The sequence below is a fragment of the Bradyrhizobium sp. C-145 genome (assembly GCF_023375135.1).
GTDB lineage: Bacteria > Pseudomonadota > Alphaproteobacteria > Rhizobiales > Xanthobacteraceae > Bradyrhizobium > Bradyrhizobium zhanjiangense.
On the sequence record NZ_CP088150.1, the window covers coordinates 1,893,836 to 1,911,938 of the forward strand.

At 64.0% G+C, this 18,103-nt stretch carries 16 protein-coding genes; 7 read left to right on the forward strand and 9 right to left on the reverse strand.

Going from position 1 to position 18,103, the window contains the following annotated elements; genetic code table 11:
* Nucleotides 1-5: 5 nt before the first annotated feature.
* On the reverse strand, nt 6-689 hold the full coding sequence (locus tag LRP30_RS08825) for a GntR family transcriptional regulator (protein ID WP_249760054.1): 684 nt from the start codon (nt 687-689) through the stop codon (nt 6-8).
* A gap of 150 nt (nt 690-839) precedes the next feature.
* Here LRP30_RS08825 and tcuA point away from each other — a divergent pair, with 150 nt between their 5' ends.
* From tcuA to tcuB, 3 genes are read left to right on the forward strand one after another with little or no spacing between them, the layout of a single operon-like run.
* On the forward strand, nt 840-2,231 hold the full coding sequence (tcuA, locus tag LRP30_RS08830) for an FAD-dependent tricarballylate dehydrogenase TcuA (protein WP_249760055.1): 1,392 nt from the start codon (nt 840-842) through the stop codon (nt 2,229-2,231).
* Nucleotides 2,232-2,258: 27 nt separating this feature from the next.
* Nucleotides 2,259-3,287 carry an esterase gene (locus tag LRP30_RS08835; protein WP_128935803.1) on the forward strand — a complete coding sequence of 343 codons (1,029 nt, stop codon included), beginning with the start codon at nt 2,259-2,261 and terminating at the stop codon, nt 3,285-3,287.
* Nucleotides 3,288-3,291: 4 nt separating this feature from the next.
* Entirely contained in the window at nt 3,292-4,392 is a 1,101-nt protein-coding gene (tcuB, locus tag LRP30_RS08840) for a tricarballylate utilization 4Fe-4S protein TcuB (RefSeq protein ID WP_249760056.1), read from the forward strand.
* A 3-nt stretch (nt 4,393-4,395) separates the two neighbouring features.
* Here the strand turns inward: tcuB and LRP30_RS08845 are convergent, their stop codons facing one another.
* The 3 genes from LRP30_RS08845 to LRP30_RS08855 all read right to left on the reverse strand — a co-directional run bounded on the left by LRP30_RS08845 (nt 4,396) and on the right by LRP30_RS08855 (nt 9,100).
* Nucleotides 4,396-5,067 (reverse strand): alpha/beta fold hydrolase, encoded by a 672-nt coding sequence (locus LRP30_RS08845; RefSeq protein WP_249760057.1) that lies wholly within the window; start codon nt 5,065-5,067, stop codon nt 4,396-4,398.
* Nucleotides 5,068-5,073: 6 nt separating this feature from the next.
* Entirely contained in the window at nt 5,074-8,478 is a 3,405-nt protein-coding gene (locus LRP30_RS08850) for an acyl-[ACP]--phospholipid O-acyltransferase (RefSeq protein ID WP_249760058.1), read from the reverse strand.
* Between the two features lie 355 nt (nt 8,479-8,833).
* On the reverse strand, nt 8,834-9,100 hold the full coding sequence (locus LRP30_RS08855) for a hypothetical protein (RefSeq protein WP_164940883.1): 267 nt from the start codon (nt 9,098-9,100) through the stop codon (nt 8,834-8,836).
* A gap of 51 nt (nt 9,101-9,151) precedes the next feature.
* Between LRP30_RS08855 and LRP30_RS08860 the strand changes: the two genes are divergently transcribed.
* Nucleotides 9,152-9,772, forward strand: a complete 621-nt coding sequence (locus LRP30_RS08860; protein ID WP_206734846.1) for a TetR/AcrR family transcriptional regulator — start codon at nt 9,152-9,154, stop codon at nt 9,770-9,772.
* 13 nt (nt 9,773-9,785) lie between these two features.
* Here the strand turns inward: LRP30_RS08860 and LRP30_RS08865 are convergent, their stop codons facing one another.
* The 4 genes from LRP30_RS08865 to LRP30_RS08880 form a co-directional block, all read right to left on the reverse strand.
* Nucleotides 9,786-11,093 carry a GGDEF domain-containing protein gene (locus tag LRP30_RS08865; protein ID WP_249760059.1) on the reverse strand — a complete coding sequence of 436 codons (1,308 nt, stop codon included), beginning with the start codon at nt 11,091-11,093 and terminating at the stop codon, nt 9,786-9,788.
* 429 nt (nt 11,094-11,522) lie between these two features.
* Nucleotides 11,523-12,691, reverse strand: a protein-coding gene (locus tag LRP30_RS08870; protein WP_249757655.1) for an IS3 family transposase whose coding sequence is annotated in 2 segments (ribosomal slippage) — nt 11,523-12,403 and nt 12,403-12,691 — 1,170 coding nt in all. Because the reading frame shifts where the segments join, the coding sequence is not laid out codon by codon here.
* Between the two features lie 171 nt (nt 12,692-12,862).
* Entirely contained in the window at nt 12,863-14,167 is a 1,305-nt protein-coding gene (gene pncB / locus LRP30_RS08875; protein WP_128938217.1) for a nicotinate phosphoribosyltransferase, read from the reverse strand.
* Between the two features lie 80 nt (nt 14,168-14,247).
* A complete protein-coding gene (locus LRP30_RS08880; RefSeq protein WP_164934407.1) occupies nt 14,248-15,165 on the reverse strand; it encodes a LysR family transcriptional regulator in 918 nt (305 codons plus the stop codon).
* A 105-nt stretch (nt 15,166-15,270) separates the two neighbouring features.
* Here LRP30_RS08880 and pcaH point away from each other — a divergent pair, with 105 nt between their 5' ends.
* Nucleotides 15,271-16,059 (forward strand): protocatechuate 3,4-dioxygenase subunit beta, encoded by a 789-nt coding sequence (pcaH, locus tag LRP30_RS08885; protein WP_249760060.1) that lies wholly within the window; start codon nt 15,271-15,273, stop codon nt 16,057-16,059.
* Nucleotides 16,060-16,062: 3 nt separating this feature from the next.
* Nucleotides 16,063-16,689 carry a protocatechuate 3,4-dioxygenase subunit alpha gene (gene pcaG, locus LRP30_RS08890; RefSeq protein ID WP_128935794.1) on the forward strand — a complete coding sequence of 209 codons (627 nt, stop codon included), beginning with the start codon at nt 16,063-16,065 and terminating at the stop codon, nt 16,687-16,689.
* Between the two features lie 21 nt (nt 16,690-16,710).
* On the opposite strand, the gene LRP30_RS08895 is transcribed toward pcaG, so the two are convergent.
* Nucleotides 16,711-17,316, reverse strand: a complete 606-nt coding sequence (locus LRP30_RS08895) for an NYN domain-containing protein (protein WP_128937555.1) — start codon at nt 17,314-17,316, stop codon at nt 16,711-16,713.
* A 391-nt stretch (nt 17,317-17,707) separates the two neighbouring features.
* Between LRP30_RS08895 and LRP30_RS08900 the strand changes: the two genes are divergently transcribed.
* Entirely contained in the window at nt 17,708-18,097 is a 390-nt protein-coding gene (locus LRP30_RS08900; RefSeq protein WP_249760061.1) for an SPW repeat protein, read from the forward strand.
* The last annotated feature ends 6 nt before the right edge of the window (nt 18,098-18,103 follow it).

The window sequence follows — 18,103 nt, forward strand, 5'->3', positions numbered from 1 at the left end:
CGGCGCTACTGCTTCTGCAGCAGTTTCAGCCGGCAACGCAGGGCCTCACGGATGTGTGCACGCGCAAGCTGCTCGGCCCTGTCGCCGTCGCGCGCGGCGATGGCGTCGATGATGGCCCGATGTTCGCCGTGGCTGGTTGAAGGACGGCCGGTCACCGTAAAGGTGGTCGGGCCGAGCAGGGCGATCCAGTCCTGCAATTCCCGCGAAGCGTTGTCGAGATAGCGGTTGCGCGCGGCGCGGCAGATAGCTTCATGGAAGGCGCGATTGAGCCTCGCCATCTCGGCCGCGTCGCTCTCCGATACCTCGACAAGGGCTTGCTCGATATCGCGGAGTGCGTCGATCTCCGTGGCGGAGGCGTGTGCGGCGGCGAGGCGCGCGGCGGCGCCTTCCATGATCTCGCGCATGGCGTAGAGCTCGAGCACCTCGGAGATGTCGAGGCTGCGCACGATCAGCCCGCGGCCGCCGGCCGGCTCGACGAAGCCGCGTGCCGCGAGCCGGCCGAGGGCTTCGCGAACCGGGGTGCGGCTGACCTTCAGCCGCTGCGCGACCTCTTCCTCGCGCAGGCGGTCGCCGGCGCGGTAGCTGCCGGCCTGGAGTGCCTCGCAGAGCGAACGGAACACGGCTTCGCCCAGCGCGATACCGCCGCCGCGCGAGATCGTTCCGCCTGTCTTTGCCGGACGTCTGGCCATTGTTCCTCGATGCGCATCCGCCCATGCGGAAATGCAGGTTGCGTCGTCTATGTATATATTTGTATACAAAGGTACGCAACGGCGCCCTGGTTGGGCATGGTCGCTGACGGACAGAATGTCTCTAATCTCGCGTGCCAGCGGGCAGACGGTATGGGCAGCAAGTACGATGTGCTGGTGATCGGCGGTGGCAATGCCGCGCTGTGCGCGGCGATCGCGGCGCGGCGCGCTGGAGCGTCGGTGCTGGTGCTCGAGGGTGCGCCAAAGTTCTATCGCGGCGGCAACACCCGCCACACCCGCAACATGCGCTGCGCCCATGACGCCGCCACGGAAATCCTGACCGGCCCCTATACCGAGGAGGAGTTCTGGGAGGACCTGCTGCGCGTCACCGGCGGGCAGACTGACGAGGTGCTCGCCCGTCACATGATCCGGGAGTCCAAGGACATTTTGAACTGGATCGTGGAGCAGGGCGTGCGCTGGCAGCCGTCGCTCGGCGGCACGCTGAGCCTCGGCCGCACCAACTCGTTCTTCCTCGGCGGCGGCCGCGCGATGCTGAATGCGCTTTATCTCACGGCCGAGCAGCTGGGTGTCGAGGTCGAATACGATGCCGAAGTCATCGATCTCGTGATCGAGGACGGCATGTTCCTCGCCGCGCGCCTCAAGCGGCCGATCAACGGCGAGACCGAGATCCGCGCGACCTCGCTGGTCGCGGCGGCCGGCGGGTTCGAGGCCAACATCGAATGGCTCAAGCAATATTGGGGCGAGGCCGCCGACAATTTCCTGATCCGCGGTACGCCCTATAATCGCGGCTCGATCCTGAAGATGCTGCTCGACAAAGGCGTGCAGGAGGTCGGCGATCCCACCCAGTGCCATGCGGTTGCGATCGACGCCCGCGCGCCGAAATTCGACGGCGGCATTATCACCCGCCACGACTCCGTCGTGTTCGGCATCGTCGTCAACAAGCATGCGCAGCGCTTCTATGACGAAGGCGAGGACATCTGGCCGAAGCGCTACGCGATCTGGGGCCGGCTGGTCGCGGCGCAGCCGGACCAGATCGCCTATATCATCTTCGACTCGACCGTGGTCACGAGCTTTATGCCGACGCTGTTTCCGCCGATCGCCGGGCAGACGGTGGCGGAGCTTGCCGGCAAGCTGGAGCTCGATCCGGCGGCGCTAGAAAAGACCATCACCGAGTTCAACGCCGCGGTGCGGCCCGGCACCTTCGATCACACGATCCTGGACGACTGTCGCACCGAGGGCATCGCGCCGCCGAAGACCCATTGGGCGCGGCGGATCGAGACGCCGCCTTATCTCGCCTATCCGGTGCGGCCCGGCATTACCTTCACCTATCTCGGCACGCGCGTGAACAAGGAGGCGCGCATGCTGATGGCTGACGGCAGGCCGTCGGCCAACATGTTCGCAGCCGGCGAGATCATGGCCGGCAACGTGCTCGGCAAGGGCTATGCCGCCGGCATGGGCATGACCATCGGCAGCGTGTTCGGACGGATCGCAGGACGGGAAGCGGCACGCCAGGCGAAGAACTAGAATGAAGAAAAGACTTAAGGAGACACCATGTCGCGCCTTGCCATCGCGTTGATCACGGCTTTGCTGATCGTCGGCCACGCTCGCGCCGCCGAGCCGATCACCCTGCGCGACATGGGTTCGTTCCATGTCGGTGGGCGTCTCGTCGAAATCTCCGGCAAGCCGGTGAGGGAGGTCGTGTTCACACCCGGCGGCGTGCCGGCCAAGGTCGATCCCAACGGCACCTATCAGGTCGAGCAGATGTATGTGCAATACTTCCTGCCGGCAAACGAGAAGGGGGCCTATCCGCTGCTGATGTGGCATGGCGGCGGGCTGACCGGCGTCACCTACGAGACCACGCCTGACGGACGCGAAGGCTGGCTGAATTATTTTCTGCGCAAGGGGTGGGCGGTCTATAATTCCGACGCGGTGGAGCGCGGGCGCGCAGGCTGGGCGCAATACCCCGATATCTTCAAGGGCGAGCCGGTCTTCCTCACCACGGCCAATCCGTTCGAGCGTTTCCGCATCGGCGATGGTCCGAACTCCTACGACCCCGATCCCGCCAAGCGAAAGCTGTTGCCGGGCAACCAGTTTCCGGTCGAGGGCTACGACAATTTCGTCAAGCAGAACGTCCCGCGCTGGACCACGACTGATGATGCGGCCATCGCCGCCTATATCGCCGAGATCGATCGCGTCGGTCCCTCGGTGATCCTATTCCACAGCCAGGCCGGCAGCTTCGGCTTCAAGGTCGCGCAAGCCCGGCCTGACAAGGTCAAGGCGCTGATTGCGATCGAGCCGGCCGGCATCGGCGATCCCGCCAAGGCGGATGTGCTGAAGAACATTCCAACACTCATCATCTATGGCGACTATATCGAGCGCGATTCGCGCTGGCCCAAGATCCGTGCCAACGGCATCGCCTTTGCGGACGCCATCAAGGCGGCCGGCGGCAGCGTCGACGTCGTCGACCTCCCGCAGGCGGGCATCAAGGGCAATTCGCATATGGTGATGATGGACAAGAACAACCTCGAGGTCGCAGGCCTGATCCAGAAGTGGCTCGAAGCAAAGGGCCTGACGAAGTAAAGCCATGCACGGAACCAGAATTTTGGACGAAGCCGACCGTCTGATGACGGTCTGCAATTCCTGCCGCTATTGCGAGGGATTGTGCGCGGTGTTTCCGGCTATGGAAATGCGCCGCGCCTTCTCCGACGGCGACCTCAACTATCTCGCCAATCTCTGCCATGCCTGTGGCGCCTGCTATGTCGACTGCCAGTTCTCGCCGCCGCATGAATTCAACGTCAACGTTCCGAAGACGCTGGCAATTGCGCGCGCCGAGTCCTACGCGGGCTATGCCTGGCCGCGGGTGCTATCCGGCACATTTGCGCGGAACGGCCTCGTCATCAGCATCATCGCCGCGCTGAGCATGGCCGCCTTCATCCTCGGCTTCGCCATCTGGAACGACCGCAGCGTGCTGTTCGGCGTGCACACCGGCCCCGGTGCCTTTTACAAGCTTATGCCGCATAATGCGATGGCCGCGCTGTTCAGCGCCGCCTTGCTTTATGCGATCCTTGCTCTCGTCCTGAGCGTGCGCGCCTTCTGGCGCGACATCGGTCCGCCGATTGGCGGCCGCGCCGATGGCGGTTCGATCTTTCAGGCGATCCGCGATGCCGGCGAACTGCGGTATCTCCATGGCGGCGGCGTCGGCTGCTATAACGAAGACGACAAGCCGACCGATCGGCGCAAGCTCTATCACCACCTGACCTTCTACGGCTTCCTACTGTGCTTTGCCGCGACCTCGGTCGCCACGCTGTATCACTATCTGCTCGGCCGCGAGGCGCCGTATCCGTGGTGGGACCTGCCAGTCGTGCTCGGTACGCTCGGCGGCATCGGCTTGATCGTCGGGCCGATCGGCCTGTTCTGGGCCAGGATGCGGCGCGATCCGGCGTTGCTCGACGAGAGCCGCTACGGCATGGATGTCGGCTTCATCGCCATGCTGTTCCTGACCGGCATCACAGGCATGGCTCTTTTGCTCCTGCGCGAGACCGCTGCGATGGGGCCGTTGCTGGCGCTGCATCTCGGCGCGGTGTTCGCGCTGTTCATCACCATGCCCTATGGCAAGTTCGTGCACGGCATCTATCGCTTCGCGGCGCTGGTGCGTTATGCGCAGGAGCGGCGGACGGCGGCGTGACCGCTACCCCGGCTGAAAGCGGCCCTTGCGCAGGAAGGCGATCGTCTGTGCGATTGCAATAGTGTGGCGGGGCAATCCGGTATGGGACGCCTTCACGACGATATGGTCCGCCATGTCGGCCAGCATCGCGCTCTGCACCGACACCCGTCCGTCATTCGGCTTCGGCAGGACGAAGAGGCCGGCGACGGGATCGATGAAGCGGTTACCCGCGATGACGCCGACGGGATAGTCCACGGGCGGCAGCACGCCCGGCTGGGTCGCCGGCGTGGTGAGCTCCAGCCCGGCGGGCCCATAGAATGCGCGGTAGAGCCGAGATCCGCTCAAGAGATCGGCGACCTCGCTGCCGCCATTCGGCGTGCCCAGCATCACGATGCCGCCAAGGCGGGGCGGCCGGTATCTTGCGATGTAGGCTCGCGCGACGAGACCGCCCATTGAATGCGCGACGAAGTGCAGCGGCGCGCTTCGTTCGGCGAAGCGCGCGATTGCCGGGTGGATATCGTCCGCAAGCGCTGCGATTGGCTTCTTGCGGCTGGCATAGTCGATGTTGAGCGTCGCGAACCTGCTTGCCTGGAGCGCCCGTTCCAGCTTGCTCAGGGAGGCAGAGGTCCGCGCGATGCCATGAAGCAGAACCACTCCCGGGCAGCGCGCCTCGCCTGTTTGGGGCGCCCCATGCATCTCTCGTTACGCCACCTCGCGCTCCGGTGTCGACGCTTGCTCGCGGGCCATCGTCGTTGCCGTGACATAGTCGGTCTTGCCGGTGCCGAGCAGCGGCACCTTGTCGACCACCATGATCGTTGCCGGAACGGTCAACTCGGACGCGCCGATCGTCTTGGCCTGGCCCTGCATCGCGCTGCGCTCGGCGTTCTTCTCTGTCGTCAGCAGCACGATGCGCTCGCCCTTGCGCTGGTCGGGGATCGACACGGCGACCGATGCGGCCTGCGGCCACAGCGTCGTCGCGATGCTCTCGACCGCCGACAGCGAGACCATTTCGCCCGCGATCTTGGCAAAGCGCTTGGCGCGGCCCTTGATGGTGATGAAGCCGGCTGCGTCGATCGACACGATGTCGCCGGTGTCGTGCCAGCCCTCGGCGAGCGGCTCGAGCACGCCGGGATTTTCGGCCCGCAAATATCCGAGCATCACGTTCGGTCCGCGCACCGAGAGGCGACCGCCGTCGTCGATGCCGGGGACCGGATCGAGCCGGCTTTCCATCAGCGGCGACAGGCGGCCGACGGTGCCGGGACGGTTGGCCATCGGCGTGTTCATCGCCAGCACCGGCGCGGTCTCGGTAACGCCATAGCCTTCGAGGATGCGGATGCCGTAGCGCTCCATGAACACCTGACGCGTCCGATCCTTGACCGCTTCGGCACCGGCGATCACGAGGCGCAAGGTGCGGAAGTCGTAGGCGTGTGCCGAGCGTGCATAGCCGGTGAGGAACGTGTCGGTGCCGAACAAGATCGTGGCACCGGTCTGGTAGATCAGCTCGGGCACGATCCGGTAGTGCAGCGGCGAGGGGTACATGTAGATCGGAATGCCCGCCAGCAGCGGCATCATCATTCCGCCGGTCAGCCCGAAGGAGTGGAACACCGGCAGCACGTTGAACACCTTGTCATTGGCATTGGCGTCGACCCGCGCCAGCGCCTGCGCCGCGTTGGCGAGGATGTTGCGATGAGACAGCACCACGCCCTTGGGCGTGCCTTCCGAGCCCGACGTGAACAGCACGACGGCCGCATCATTCGCCTGGCGCGTGACGCGCGGCGCGGTGCCGGCGAGCAGACCCTTGATCTTGTCGGCGGCACTGATCGAGGCGCGGACATCCTCGAGATACACGACGCGAGCCTCCGCGGAGATCGCCGCCATCAGCTTGTCCAGCTTGCCCTTCTCGATGAAGGCCTTCGAGGTCAGCACGGTCTTCACCTGCGCAGCCTTCATGGCGGCGAGGACGTTGACCGGGCCCGCCGAGAAGTTGAGCATCGCCGGCACCCGGCCGATGTTTTGCAGCGCCATGAAGACGACGGCGACGCCCGCCGAGTTCGGCAGCAGCACGCCGACATTCTCGCCGACCGAGGTGCCGTTCTCGAGCTTGCGGCTAAGGACCTGCGCGCCGAGGATCAGCTTGCGATAGGTCAGCTTGGTGCCGAGCGCGTCCTCGATGATGACCTTGCCGGTGTCGCGATCGCGGTAGGCGTGCCCGAGCGCTTCGAACAGCGTGTGGTCGAGCATGGCGTTCTTGACGAGGGCGTCGATCATCACGTCCTGGAGCGCGCTGCCGGCGGCGTTGCGGCGCGCCTTGCCCTTCAGCAATGGGTCGACCGGCAGCTTGACCGGCGGCAGGATGGTGACCGTCACCCGCGGGAACCAGGAGCGCTTGATCTGGCTGCTGTTGAGATAGCTGAGATGGGAGCGCTGCGCGCCTTCGATGCGGACCGGCACGACCACGGCGTCGGCCTTGTCCGCGATCATCGCGGTGCCGTCATAGACCTTCATCAGCGAGCCGGAGACGGTGATGCGTCCTTCCGGAAAAATGACCACCGGCTCGCCGGCGGCGACGAGCTTGATCAGGTCGCGCGCGGCCAGCGGCTTGGTCGGATCCATGGTGTAGTGCTTGACCACGCGCAGGAACGGCTTGGCCCACCAGGCCTTCGAGATGCCGGTATCGACAGCGAAGCTGGCGTCGATCGGCAGCACGGCGTGCAGCAGAGGGCCGTCGATCAGGCTGACATGGTTGGGCGCGATCAGCATGCGGGTGCCTGGTGGAGGCAGGTTCTCAAGGCCGCGCACCTCGGTGCGGAACAGTGCACGGAACAGCAGTCCGCCGAAGTCGCGCACACCTTCCTTGCCCCACTTGGTCAGGACAAACCACACCGCGCCGAAGCTCGCGACGCCGAGGCCGAAGAAGATCCAGCCGACATGCAATCCGCCCGCCTGCAACAGCGCGACGAACAGCGAGCCGACCACCATGAACGCGGCCTGCAGCACATTGCCGGCGGCGATGATGCGGGCGCGCTCGGACGGCGCCGACCAGGCCTGGACGGCAGCAAAGGAGGGAACGACAAATAAGCCTCCGCCGAATGCAAAGGCGACGAAGTCGATCATCATGCGCAGGCCCGCGAACGAGGTCGCGAAACCGGCCGCGGTGATGTCCTGACCCTTGGTGGTCACGGCGATGGCCCAGGCGAGATCGAGGCCAGAACATCCCATGATGATGGCGCCGATCGGCACCAGAGCGAGGTTCGGGCGAACGTGGCTGAGGCTGGCGGCGAACAGCGAGCCGATGGCGATGCCGATCGCGAAGATCGCAAGACACAGCGTCACCACGCCCTCGGTGCCACCCACGACGTCCTTCACCAGCGCCGGCAGCAGCGACAGCACGATGGCGCCGACCAGCCAGAACCAGGAGACGATCACGGTGCCGTCCCACAGCCGGTGATCGGCGTGCAACGTTTTGAGGAGGCTGAGCGTCGAGGTCCAGGGATTGGCGGTGACGGGCAGTTCGGGCGCAGACGGCGTGGTCGCGGGAATGCGGGAGGCGAAGGCCCAGGACAACAGGGCCAGCACGACCACGGCCGATGCGACCCAGCCCATATGCGCCGAGCCGGCCACGAACTGGCCGCCGGCGACGGTGCCGAGCAGGATAGCCATGAAGGTCGCGCCTTCGACCAGCGCGTTGCCGGTCGCGAGCTCGCCGAGCTCGAGCTGGTCCGGCAGCATGGAATATTTCACTGGGCCGAACAGGGCGGCGATGATGCCGAACAGCGCGAGCGCTGCGAACAGCAGCGGCACCGAATGCAGGAAGAAGCCGGCGGCAGCAAAACAAGCGGCGAAGATCTCGGCGAATTTGAGCCGCCTTGCGACGACGGACTTGACGTATTTGTCGGCGAGCTGGCCGCCGAGCCCGGACAGGATGAAATAGGGAAAGATGAAGACGGCGCCTGCGATCGTCACCAGCGCATCGCCATGGCCGGTCGCGGCACTGTAAAGCAGGATGATGACGAGTGCGTTCTTGAGCACGTTGTCATTGAGCGCCGAGAAGAATTGCGCCCAGAACAGCGGCGCGAAGCGGCGTGACGACATCAATTCCCTGATCATGACTAGTCCTGTTTTGAAAAAGGCAGCCTGAGATTCGTTACGTTGTCTGTGAAGCGTCACGACCGGAAGGGTGTGGACGAACGATTGCAGGGTGACGAGGTTGCCGGCCTGCTTTGTCCCCTCGATCCCTCCGATCCTGTTGGTCTCCAGCTGGTCTCGTTAGGTTCGCAAATGTCTGGTCGCGGCCAGGTTCGGCCGGAGAAGACTTGTCGGGATATCGGCCCAGCGGTGAGGAAAAGCTGAACCGCATTGTCTAGCGCCGCGGTGTCGGTTGCGAATGTCGGGACATGGTGAGTCCTTTGTTGCAACCGGATATTGCATTCGAACCGATCGGAACGTGCCGGCTGCGTCCGTCTCAGGTGAGATGGGCGAGGTGGCGAAAGGGCGAGAGGCGGCCGAGCAGGCTGAACCGGCGGCCCTCGTGACGCGCACGGGCACGGCTCTTCCGCCACATCCGGAAGGTCGCGCGCCGCTCGGTGAGCACGCCGGCGATGTCGCAGGCATTTGCAATGCGATCGATCGGGGCCATGGCGAACCGCAGCAGGGCCCGGCCAAAGCCGGTCACGAGAGCTGCGGCGTCATCGAGGAAGGTGGCGGCGATATCAACAGCGAGGGTTTGCATTTTGCAGGTCTCCGGGTTAATTTGAACAATGTTCACATGAGTAGCTTGAAGATGAACAATGTTCAAGAAGAATCGTTGCGCGGGCAGAAAAAAAATCGGCGACGACTTCAGATCGTGGAGATCGCCCGCGGCATCATTTCCGCTAAGGGGCTGAGATCATTGAAGGTTCGGGATGTCGCGGAGGCTGCCGGCTGCTCGGTCGGCAGCGTCTATAACGAGTTCGGCGACTTCGATGGGGTGATCCTGACCGTGAACCGGGAGACGGTTCAGGCGCTCACGGCGCGGCTGCGCGGAGTTCCAGCCGAGGATCCCGTTCGCCAGCTCTATGGACTTGCCGCGACCTATCTCGACTTCTTTGCCGAGCACGCCAACCTGTTGCGCTCGCTGTTCGAGCATCGGATGGAGGACGACCGTCCATATCCCGACGACATCCTTCAGATGGTCATGGATGCCTTCGCGCTGATGCATCCACCCCTGGTGCGGCTATTGCCGGATGCGGATGACGTGAAGATCGCGCTGTTGTCGCGCACGCTGTTTTCCGCGGTGCATGGAATCATCTCGCTCGGCCTCGAGGAGCGCATGGTGGCCGTGCCGCCGCAGATGCTGCGCCAGCAGATCGAACAATTTGTTGACGCCCATCTCGCCGGCCTCGGCATTTTGCCTCGGCGGTGACGGGGCGCGCGGGTCAAGCGCGCGCAGCTTCGCGTGGCCGGGCTGTCACGACGACGACGTCCGGTCTCCCGCCGTCGACCTGGACCCGGTTACGTCCCTTTTCCTTGGCGCGATAGCAGGCTGCATCCGCACGTCGCATCGCGTCCTCGAGCGTGGTGTTGCGGTCGGCGATGCAGGCAACGCCGATGCTGGCGGTCACCGCAAAGCAACGGTCGTCCCAGGCGAAATTGAACAGTTCGAACGATCGGCGCAGCCGTTCGGCGATATCGACAGCTTTCGCGGGCGGGCACCAGGGCAGGATCAGGCCGAATTCGTCGCCGCCGAGCCGGGCCACCTGATCATGCGCATGCCGATCCTGTTGCAGAAGGCGCGCCACCTGGCACAGCAGGCGGTCGCCGGCGAGATGACCGCAGCTGTCGTTGACGCTCTTGAACTGGTCGAGATCGAGCAGGATCAGGCCCAGCGAGCCCGCCGCACTATTGTCTAGCTCGCTTTGCAGACGCGCCTCGAAGGCGCGGCGGTTGGACAGACCGGTCAGCCAGTCGTGCGACGCCTGCCAGGCCAGACGCTCCTTCTCGGCGTGCAAGGCATCCTCGAATGCCTGTCGCTGCAGCACCAACCGCCGCGTATGCCAGATCAGGAGCAGGATCAGCGTCGCGGCGGTGACGATGTTGATGCAAGTCAGCGTCAGCTTGATGGCACGGGAGCCTTCACCGAGGACAGTGGAGAACCGCTTGGCATGCACCGTGAATTGGGTGTTGAGATCCGAGAGGCGCGACGACAGGAATTGCAGGCGGTCGTCGTCTTGAATGGGGCCGTTCTCCAGCTCGGAGCGGATCACCTCGCCGAACACGCTGAGCTCCAGCAGCATGGGATCGGTGGCAGCCCATTCGCGAATCGCTTCCTGGAGGAAGCTGACGCGGTTGAAGTAGCGAAACAGCCAGATCAGTCCCGGCACGTCATCGGGATGGTTGCCGCCTTGCAGGAAGCCGATGCGGGCGACCTCGACGTCGACCGGATCGCGCTCGAGCGCCCAGCGCGCGAACTCGTCGCCAATGGGAACGGCGAGCGCGGCGCGGTATTGCGCGAACTGGCTTGCCTCGCCCGAATGCAGGTAGCGATGGAGGAAATAGACGGCGTTCTTCTGCGAGCGCGACCACAACGCTTCGCCTGCAACATAGGCGCGGACCGATGACATCACCTCGAGGCTGAATCCCGCGATCGCCGCCTGGAGCAGGACGACCATCACGAAAGGCGAGACGAGCTTGATCACGTGAAGGAAACTGTGTCCCTTCGTCGACGTCGCTGTTCTGCGAAACACCCTGCTTTCCCCAAATCGATCAACGATCCCAGCGGAGCGTTGGCCTACAACGCGAAGTAGAGCAGAATGTTGCTTAACTCGACCTGAAAACGCGAGCGACTGCACCGCACGGTGAAGGCGCTGTGAAGTGGATGCGCGCAGATCGCGTCAAATACCGGTCAATCGGAACTCGCGCGGCATCGGCGAACCAATGCTTCGCATTCATCGTGCGCCGTTTACCCGATCGAGAGGAGTCCAGTCCGCTGCTAGAGCATGATGAGATAAGGCTCGATAGCCGCAAAGGCGAAGGTGGGCTCCCTCTCCCGCTAGCGGGAGAGGGTTGGGAGAGGGTGCTTCCGCGATGGGACAATCCCCTAATGGAGAGAGCCCTCACCCGGCGCTTCGCCATAGCCGAGGCTTTGTGATCTTCCCCCGAAAAAGTGGAGGGGTTTAAGCGGCTTTTAGCTCCATCTCGATCGGGGCGATATATCCGATCGCGGAATGGAGCCGGGTGCGGTTGTAGAAGCCCTCGATGAAGGCGAAGATATCGCGCTGGGCCTCGGCGCGGGTCTGGTAGTCGCGATGGTGAACGAGCTCGGTCTTCAGGGTATGGAAGAAGCTCTCCATCGGGGCATTGTCGTAGCAATCGGCCTTGCGGCTCATCGATGCAACGATGCCGGCGCCCGTGAGAGCGTCGCGATAGGCGTGTGAGGCATACTGCACGCCGCGATCGGAGTGGTGGATCAATCCGGCCTGCGGCCGTTGCTGCTGGATGGCCATCGTCAACGCCGCGGATGCGAGTTCGACTTGCATGTGATCCCGCATGGCCCAGCCGACGATCTTTCGACTGAAGAGATCCATGACGGCCGCCAGATACAGCCAGCCCTCCGCGGTCGGGATGTAGGTGATATCGGCGAGCCAAACGCGGTTCGGGGCTTCCGCTGTGAAGTCGCGCGCGATCAGGTTCGGGGCGATCGGCAGGTCGTGACGGCTGTCGGTGGTGCGCACCCGGCGCGGCGGCGCCGTGATGGCGCGGATACCGTGCCGGCGCATCATCCGCTCGATCCGGCCGCGGCTGGCGCCACGGCCCTGCGTCCGCAGCACGGCATGGACGCGGGGACTGCCGTAGCGTCCGCTGCTGTCGTGATGGGCCTGCCGGATCGCAGCCAGCAGCGTGGCATTGGATTTGGTCCGCTGACTCGCCGGGCGATCGCGCCAGGCGTAATAGCCGGCCGGCGAGACCTCGAGCACGGCGCACATCAATCGTACCGGATAGGCGTCGCGATGGTCCTCGATGAAGCGGAAGCTCATGTCCGGGTTCCGGCAAAGATCGCGATCGACTTTTTTAAAATGTCGCGCTCCATGCGCAGCCGTTCGTTCTCCTGGCGCAACCGGGCGATCTCCGAAGCCTGGTCCGCCGACATCGGCGTCGCCTGCGTGGTGGGGCGCCACGCCGCCGATGCCGGCTGCTGCCCGGCCTTATCCACCCAACGCCGCAGCACCGAGTCGCGCAGCCCGAGTTCCTTGCCTACCGACGTGATCGAGCGACCGCTCGACACCACCAGCTCAACGGCCTGGCGCTTGTACTCTTCGGTAAATGACCGACGTTGACGTTCCATTCGACACCTCCGGGCTCAATGAGCCTACTACAGATGTCCACTCATTCGGAGGAGGTTCATTGCCTCGGCGTCTCTTGAGATGACGGCCGCCGAAGGCGGCCTACGCCTCTCCCGCAAGCGGGAGAGGTGAGCGAGCCCGCGGCAATGGATTCGACCTAATGCGATTCCACTTTACACCAGCACCGGCTTGCGCACGCGGCCGGCGTCGCCGAACACGCGCAGGTAACGCTCGATCTCCGAGGGCAGGCCGGTCGCTTTCTCCGGATTGTCGGAGAGCTTGACGGCCGGCTGGCCGTCGACCGACGACACCTTGCAGACCAGCGAGATGGGATCGAGATTGAACGAGCCGTCCGGCGCGCAGCCGACGAAGTCGTTGGTGAGGTTGGTGCCCCAGCCGAACGAGAGCCGCACACGGCCGGCGAAGTGGTGATAGGTCTCCTCGATCGAGCCGACGTCCATCGCGTCGGAGAAGACGAGCAGCTTGTCCTTGGGATTGCGGCCCTTCTTCTTCCACCAGGCGACGATCTCCTCGCCGGCCTGGATCGGCGGTGCGCTGTCGGGGCGGAAGCCGGTCCAGTCGGCGACCCATTCCGGCGCATCGCGCAGAAACGCTTTCGTGCCGAAGGCGTCGGGCAGTGCGATCAGGAGATTGCCGCCATAGGTCTGGCGCCACTGGTCGAGGATGCGATACGGCGCCCAGCGCAATTCCTCGTCGTCCCTGGCAAGCGCGGCCGCGACCATCGGCAGCTCATGCGCGTTGGTGCCGATGGCTTCGAGATCGTTGTCCATCGCGAGCAGCACGTTGGAGGTGCCGATGAAGGATGAGCCGAGGCCTTCCTTCACCGCCTCCACGCACCAGCGCTGCCAGAGGAAGCCGTGGCGGCGGCGGGTGCCGAAGTCGGACAACCGCAAATTCTCCAGCTTGCGCAGCCGCTCTACCTTGGTCCACAACTTGGCCTTGGCACGGGCGTAGAGCACGTCGAGCTCGAAGCGGCCGCGGTCCTTCATTGCTGCGCGCGAGCGCAGCTCGTTGAGGATCGCAAGTGCCGGAATCTCCCACATGGTGGTGTGGGTCCAGGGACCGTGGAAATGCAGCTCGTACTGGCCTTCGACCTTGCGCAGCTCATATTCGGGCAAGCGGAATTCGGCCAGCCAGCGGATGAAGTCCGCCGAGAACATGTGGGTCTTGCCGTAGAAGGTGTTACCGGCAAGCCAGATCAGCTCCTTCTTGGAGAAACGGATGGTGCGGGCATGGTCGAGCTGGGCGCGCAGCTCGCCCTCGTCGATGATCTCGGCGAGGCGCACCTGGCGCGAGCGGTTGATGACCGAGAAGGTCACCTGCTGATCCGGGTAATCCTCCCGAATCATCTGCAACATCAACAGCTTGTAGAAATCGGTATCAAGCAGGCTGCGGATGATGGGATCCAGCCGCCAGCTGTGATTGTAGGTTCGGCTCGCAATGTCGGTCACGGTCATAGAGGGATTTTAGCGTGGCTCCCCCTGCGCAACCAGTGGCTTTGGCGGGAATCAGGTTTTCGCAGGCCGCGGCCCGTCGCTCAGGCGGCGGCCGTCGCGGCGACAGTCTCGAGTTGATTCCTGATCCAGCGATGGGCCGGATCCTTCTGGTAGCGCTGGTGCCAGACCATGAACATGGGCAGCTCGGCCAGTGTCTGTGTGCGCGAGGCCAGGGGAATTCGCACGTGGGCGAAGCCCAGCATGACGCCAGGCGCCAGCAGGCTCGGCATGCTCGCCAGCATCTGCGAGCCGCGCAGGAACGATGGCACGCCCGAAAAGCTCGGCACGGAGATGGCGATGTCACGGTGGAAACCATTGGCTGCCAAGCGACGGTCGAAGTCGAGCCGCTCGTTGTCGGTGTAGACGACCGTGATGTGGCGCGCGGCAAGATAGGCGCTACGGCCGCTTGGCGCGGCACGCGCTTTGGCGTCGTAATAGCAGACGTAATGGTCTCTCAGCAGCCGCTTCTGCACGATGTCGACGCCGGCGGGCGGCAACGGCGTGATCAGCAGATCGCAGCGGTTTTCGCGCAGCATCGCGGGCGAGGGCGACTGCGAGGGGATCACGCGCAGGTTCAAGCTCTTCACTTGCGCGGCGACATGATCGAAGAACCGTGGCAGCAGCAGGTCGCGCTGGAAGTCATTGGCGGCGATCGTTAGCGATAGCTGGGCCTGCGCCGGCGCGAAAGCGACGCCGCCGGCGAAGCTGCGCATCTCGTCGATCAGCGCGCGTGCCTTTCCGGCCAGCGCCTGGGCATGGGCCGTGGCGACGATGCCGCGGCCGGATTTGGCGAACAGCGGATCGCCCGCGATCCGCCGCAGCTTGTTCAGGGCGTGGCTGACGGCGGATTGCGTCAGGCCGAGCCGCGTGGCGGCCGCCGTCACCGAGCCTTCTTCCAGCACGGCCAGGAACAGCTCGAGGGCGTGGCCATCGAGGGCCAAATGATCGATTTCTTTCATGAAATATATTATAATCGATCTATTTATCTGTGGAATAGACCGGCTCATGATCTCCCGATAAGCCGCGCCCCCGGACCCCGGGGCGCCAAGGGAGAGACAACGCCGATGAATGCCCAGGCTCCATTCGCAGCCTTGCAGGATCCCCGCCTCAACCGCCCTGAGCCGTTCACGCCCCGCGATGGCGGCTTCTTCCAGCGCGACCGTTCGATCCATCCGCCGGCGCACGCACCGGGCTACAAGTCCTCGGTGCTGCGTTCGCCGCGCCAGGCATTGCTGTCGCTAGAGAACTCGGTCTCGGAGATCACGGGGCCGGTGTTCGGCCACAACGATCTCGGCCCGCTCGACAATGATTTGATCCGCAACTACGCCAAGGACGGCGATCCCGTCGGCGAACGCATCATCGTCCACGGCCGTGTGCTGGATGAGACGGGCCGCGGCGTGCCGAACACGCTGGTCGAGTTCTGGCAGGCCAATGCCGGAGGCCGCTACCGGCACAAGAAGGACACCTATCTGGCGCCGATCGATCCCAATTTCGGCGGCTGCGGCCGCGCGCTGACCGACGACACCGGCTACTACTACTTCCGCACCGTGAAGCCCGGGCCCTATCCCTGGCGCAACTACGTCAATAGCTGGCGCCCCGCCCACATCCACTTCTCGGTGTTCGGCTCCGGCTTTGCGCAGCGGCTGATCACGCAGATGTATTTCGAGGGTGATCCCTTGATCCCGGTCTGCCCGATCCTGACGACGATCCCGGACAAGGACGCGCTCGACCGCCTCGTCGCGCCGCTCGATCTCAACGCCTCCACACCCTTCGACTCGCTCACCTACCGCTTCGACATCGTGCTGCGCGGCCAGCGATCCACCTATTTCGAAAATCGCTCCGAAGGAAACTGAGCAATGCCGCAGCCGCTCAACTACCTCAAGGAAACCGCTTCGCAAACCGCCGGTCCCTACGTTCATATCGGTCTGATCCCGGCAATGGCCGGCTTCGACATCTTCGAGAAGAACTTTTCGAATGTCCTGGTGACGCCAAACACCAAGGGCGAACGCATCACGCTGGAAGGCAGGGTCCTCGACGGTACCGGTACGCCGCTGCGCGACGTGCTGCTGGAGATCTGGCAGGCCAATGCGGCCGGTCGCTACAACCATCCGGCCGACCGCTCGGCGGGTGCGCTGGAGCAGGAGTTTCGTGGTTGGGGCCGCGCCGGCTCCGACTTCGACAGCGGCCTCGTCAGCTTCGAAACGATCAAGCCCGGTGCCATCATCGACAAGGCGGGCCGCAAATGCGCGCCGCATGTCAATGTCTGGATCGTTGCACGCGGGATCAACATCGGCTTGAACACGCGGCTCTACTTCTCGGATGAAGAGGCCGCCAATGCCGCCGACCCCGTGCTCAACCTGGTCGAGCCGCCGGTGCGCCGCAAGACGCTGGTTGCCACGCGCAGCGAACGCGCCGGCAAGGTCGTGTATGCCTTCACGATCAATTTGCAGGGGCCGGAGGAGACGGTGTTCTTCGACGTGTGACGGGCGGCGGCCGTCCCGAGATCATTCCACCCGGTCGCCCCGATTGATCGATCCGCGCGTGAGGAATTGCGGTGGCTGCCGCAGCTCGCGCGGCCGGTCGGCGGGATCACGCCCCACTTTTGGCTTCAGCTCTGCCAAATCAATGAATACGTCCGTCTGTCGGCGCAGGTCGTCCGCGATCATGGGCGGCTGAGTGGAGAGCGTGGAGACGACCGTCACGCGAACACCGCGGCGCTGCAGGGCTTCCACCAACGAACGGAAATCCCCGTCGCCCGAGAACAACACGATCTGATCGACGTGCTCGGCGAGCTCCATCGCTCTTACGGCGAGGTCGACATCCATGCTGCCCTTCACCTTGCGGCGGCCGGTGGTGGCGTCGACGTACTCCTTGGTGAGCTTCGTGACGACGGTGTATCCGTTATAGTCGAGCCAATCGATCAACGGGCGGATTGACGAAAACTCCTGATCCTCGATGACGGTCGTGTAGTAAAAAGCGCGCAACAGTGAGCCTCGGCTTTGAAATTCGCCGAGCAACCGCCTGAAATCGATGTCGAAGCCGAGCGCCTTGGAGGTGGCATAGAGATTGGAGCCATCGATAAAGAGTGCGATCTTCTCGAGAGAAGACATTGTGCACAAATCTCCAGTTCCGCAAAAAAGCCGGTCCAGCCGACAGGGCACGCCTTGCCAGCCGGAAAACACTGAAGGCGCCGATGGCTTGCTGAAAAAGGCGGCGCAGACGACCAGACAGGGGTAGCCGTCTTGCGCCAAGGTCAGGGAGGTTCCATGCCACCAGCGCCAGGGCGCCGAATGCAGCCACGCTAAAGCCTGCGCATGCCCTACTCAATTGTACTGAGGTAAAGGGCCTATATACGAAGGTAAGTGGCTGCGAAGACGCCGGATTGAGCAGGTCGGCTCACACCACAGCCTGCGACCAAAGTCTATTGTGCCAAGCGCGTTGATCGGGAACCAAAGCGCTGGCGAATGCTTCCTCCAACATATCCTCGTTGAGAGGTGTGTCATGAGCAGGTTGCAAGAGCGCGAAACTGTCCCTGACGTCTACAATCTGTTTCTCGCCGCTGTACTCTTCATATCCCCGTGGCTGTTCAAGCTGACGATCAGCCAGGGCAAGATCGACCTCTGGGTAACGAGCGCGATCATCGGCATCCTGTCGCTGGCTGCCATCATCGCCTATCGGGATTGGGAGGAGTGGCTCAACGTTCTGATGGGCATTTGGCTCATCGTGTCGCCCTGGTTGCTTGGCTTCCCGCACACGCGCGCGATGCACCTCAGCATCGGCTTCGGTATCGTCATTGTGCTTCTGGCGCTGCTCGATCTCTTCCTCCACTACGACAAGAGGCATCCCGAGGAAGAGCCGATCCATGGCAGGCGGGAAAGCGCACGCGAGTAGAATGCG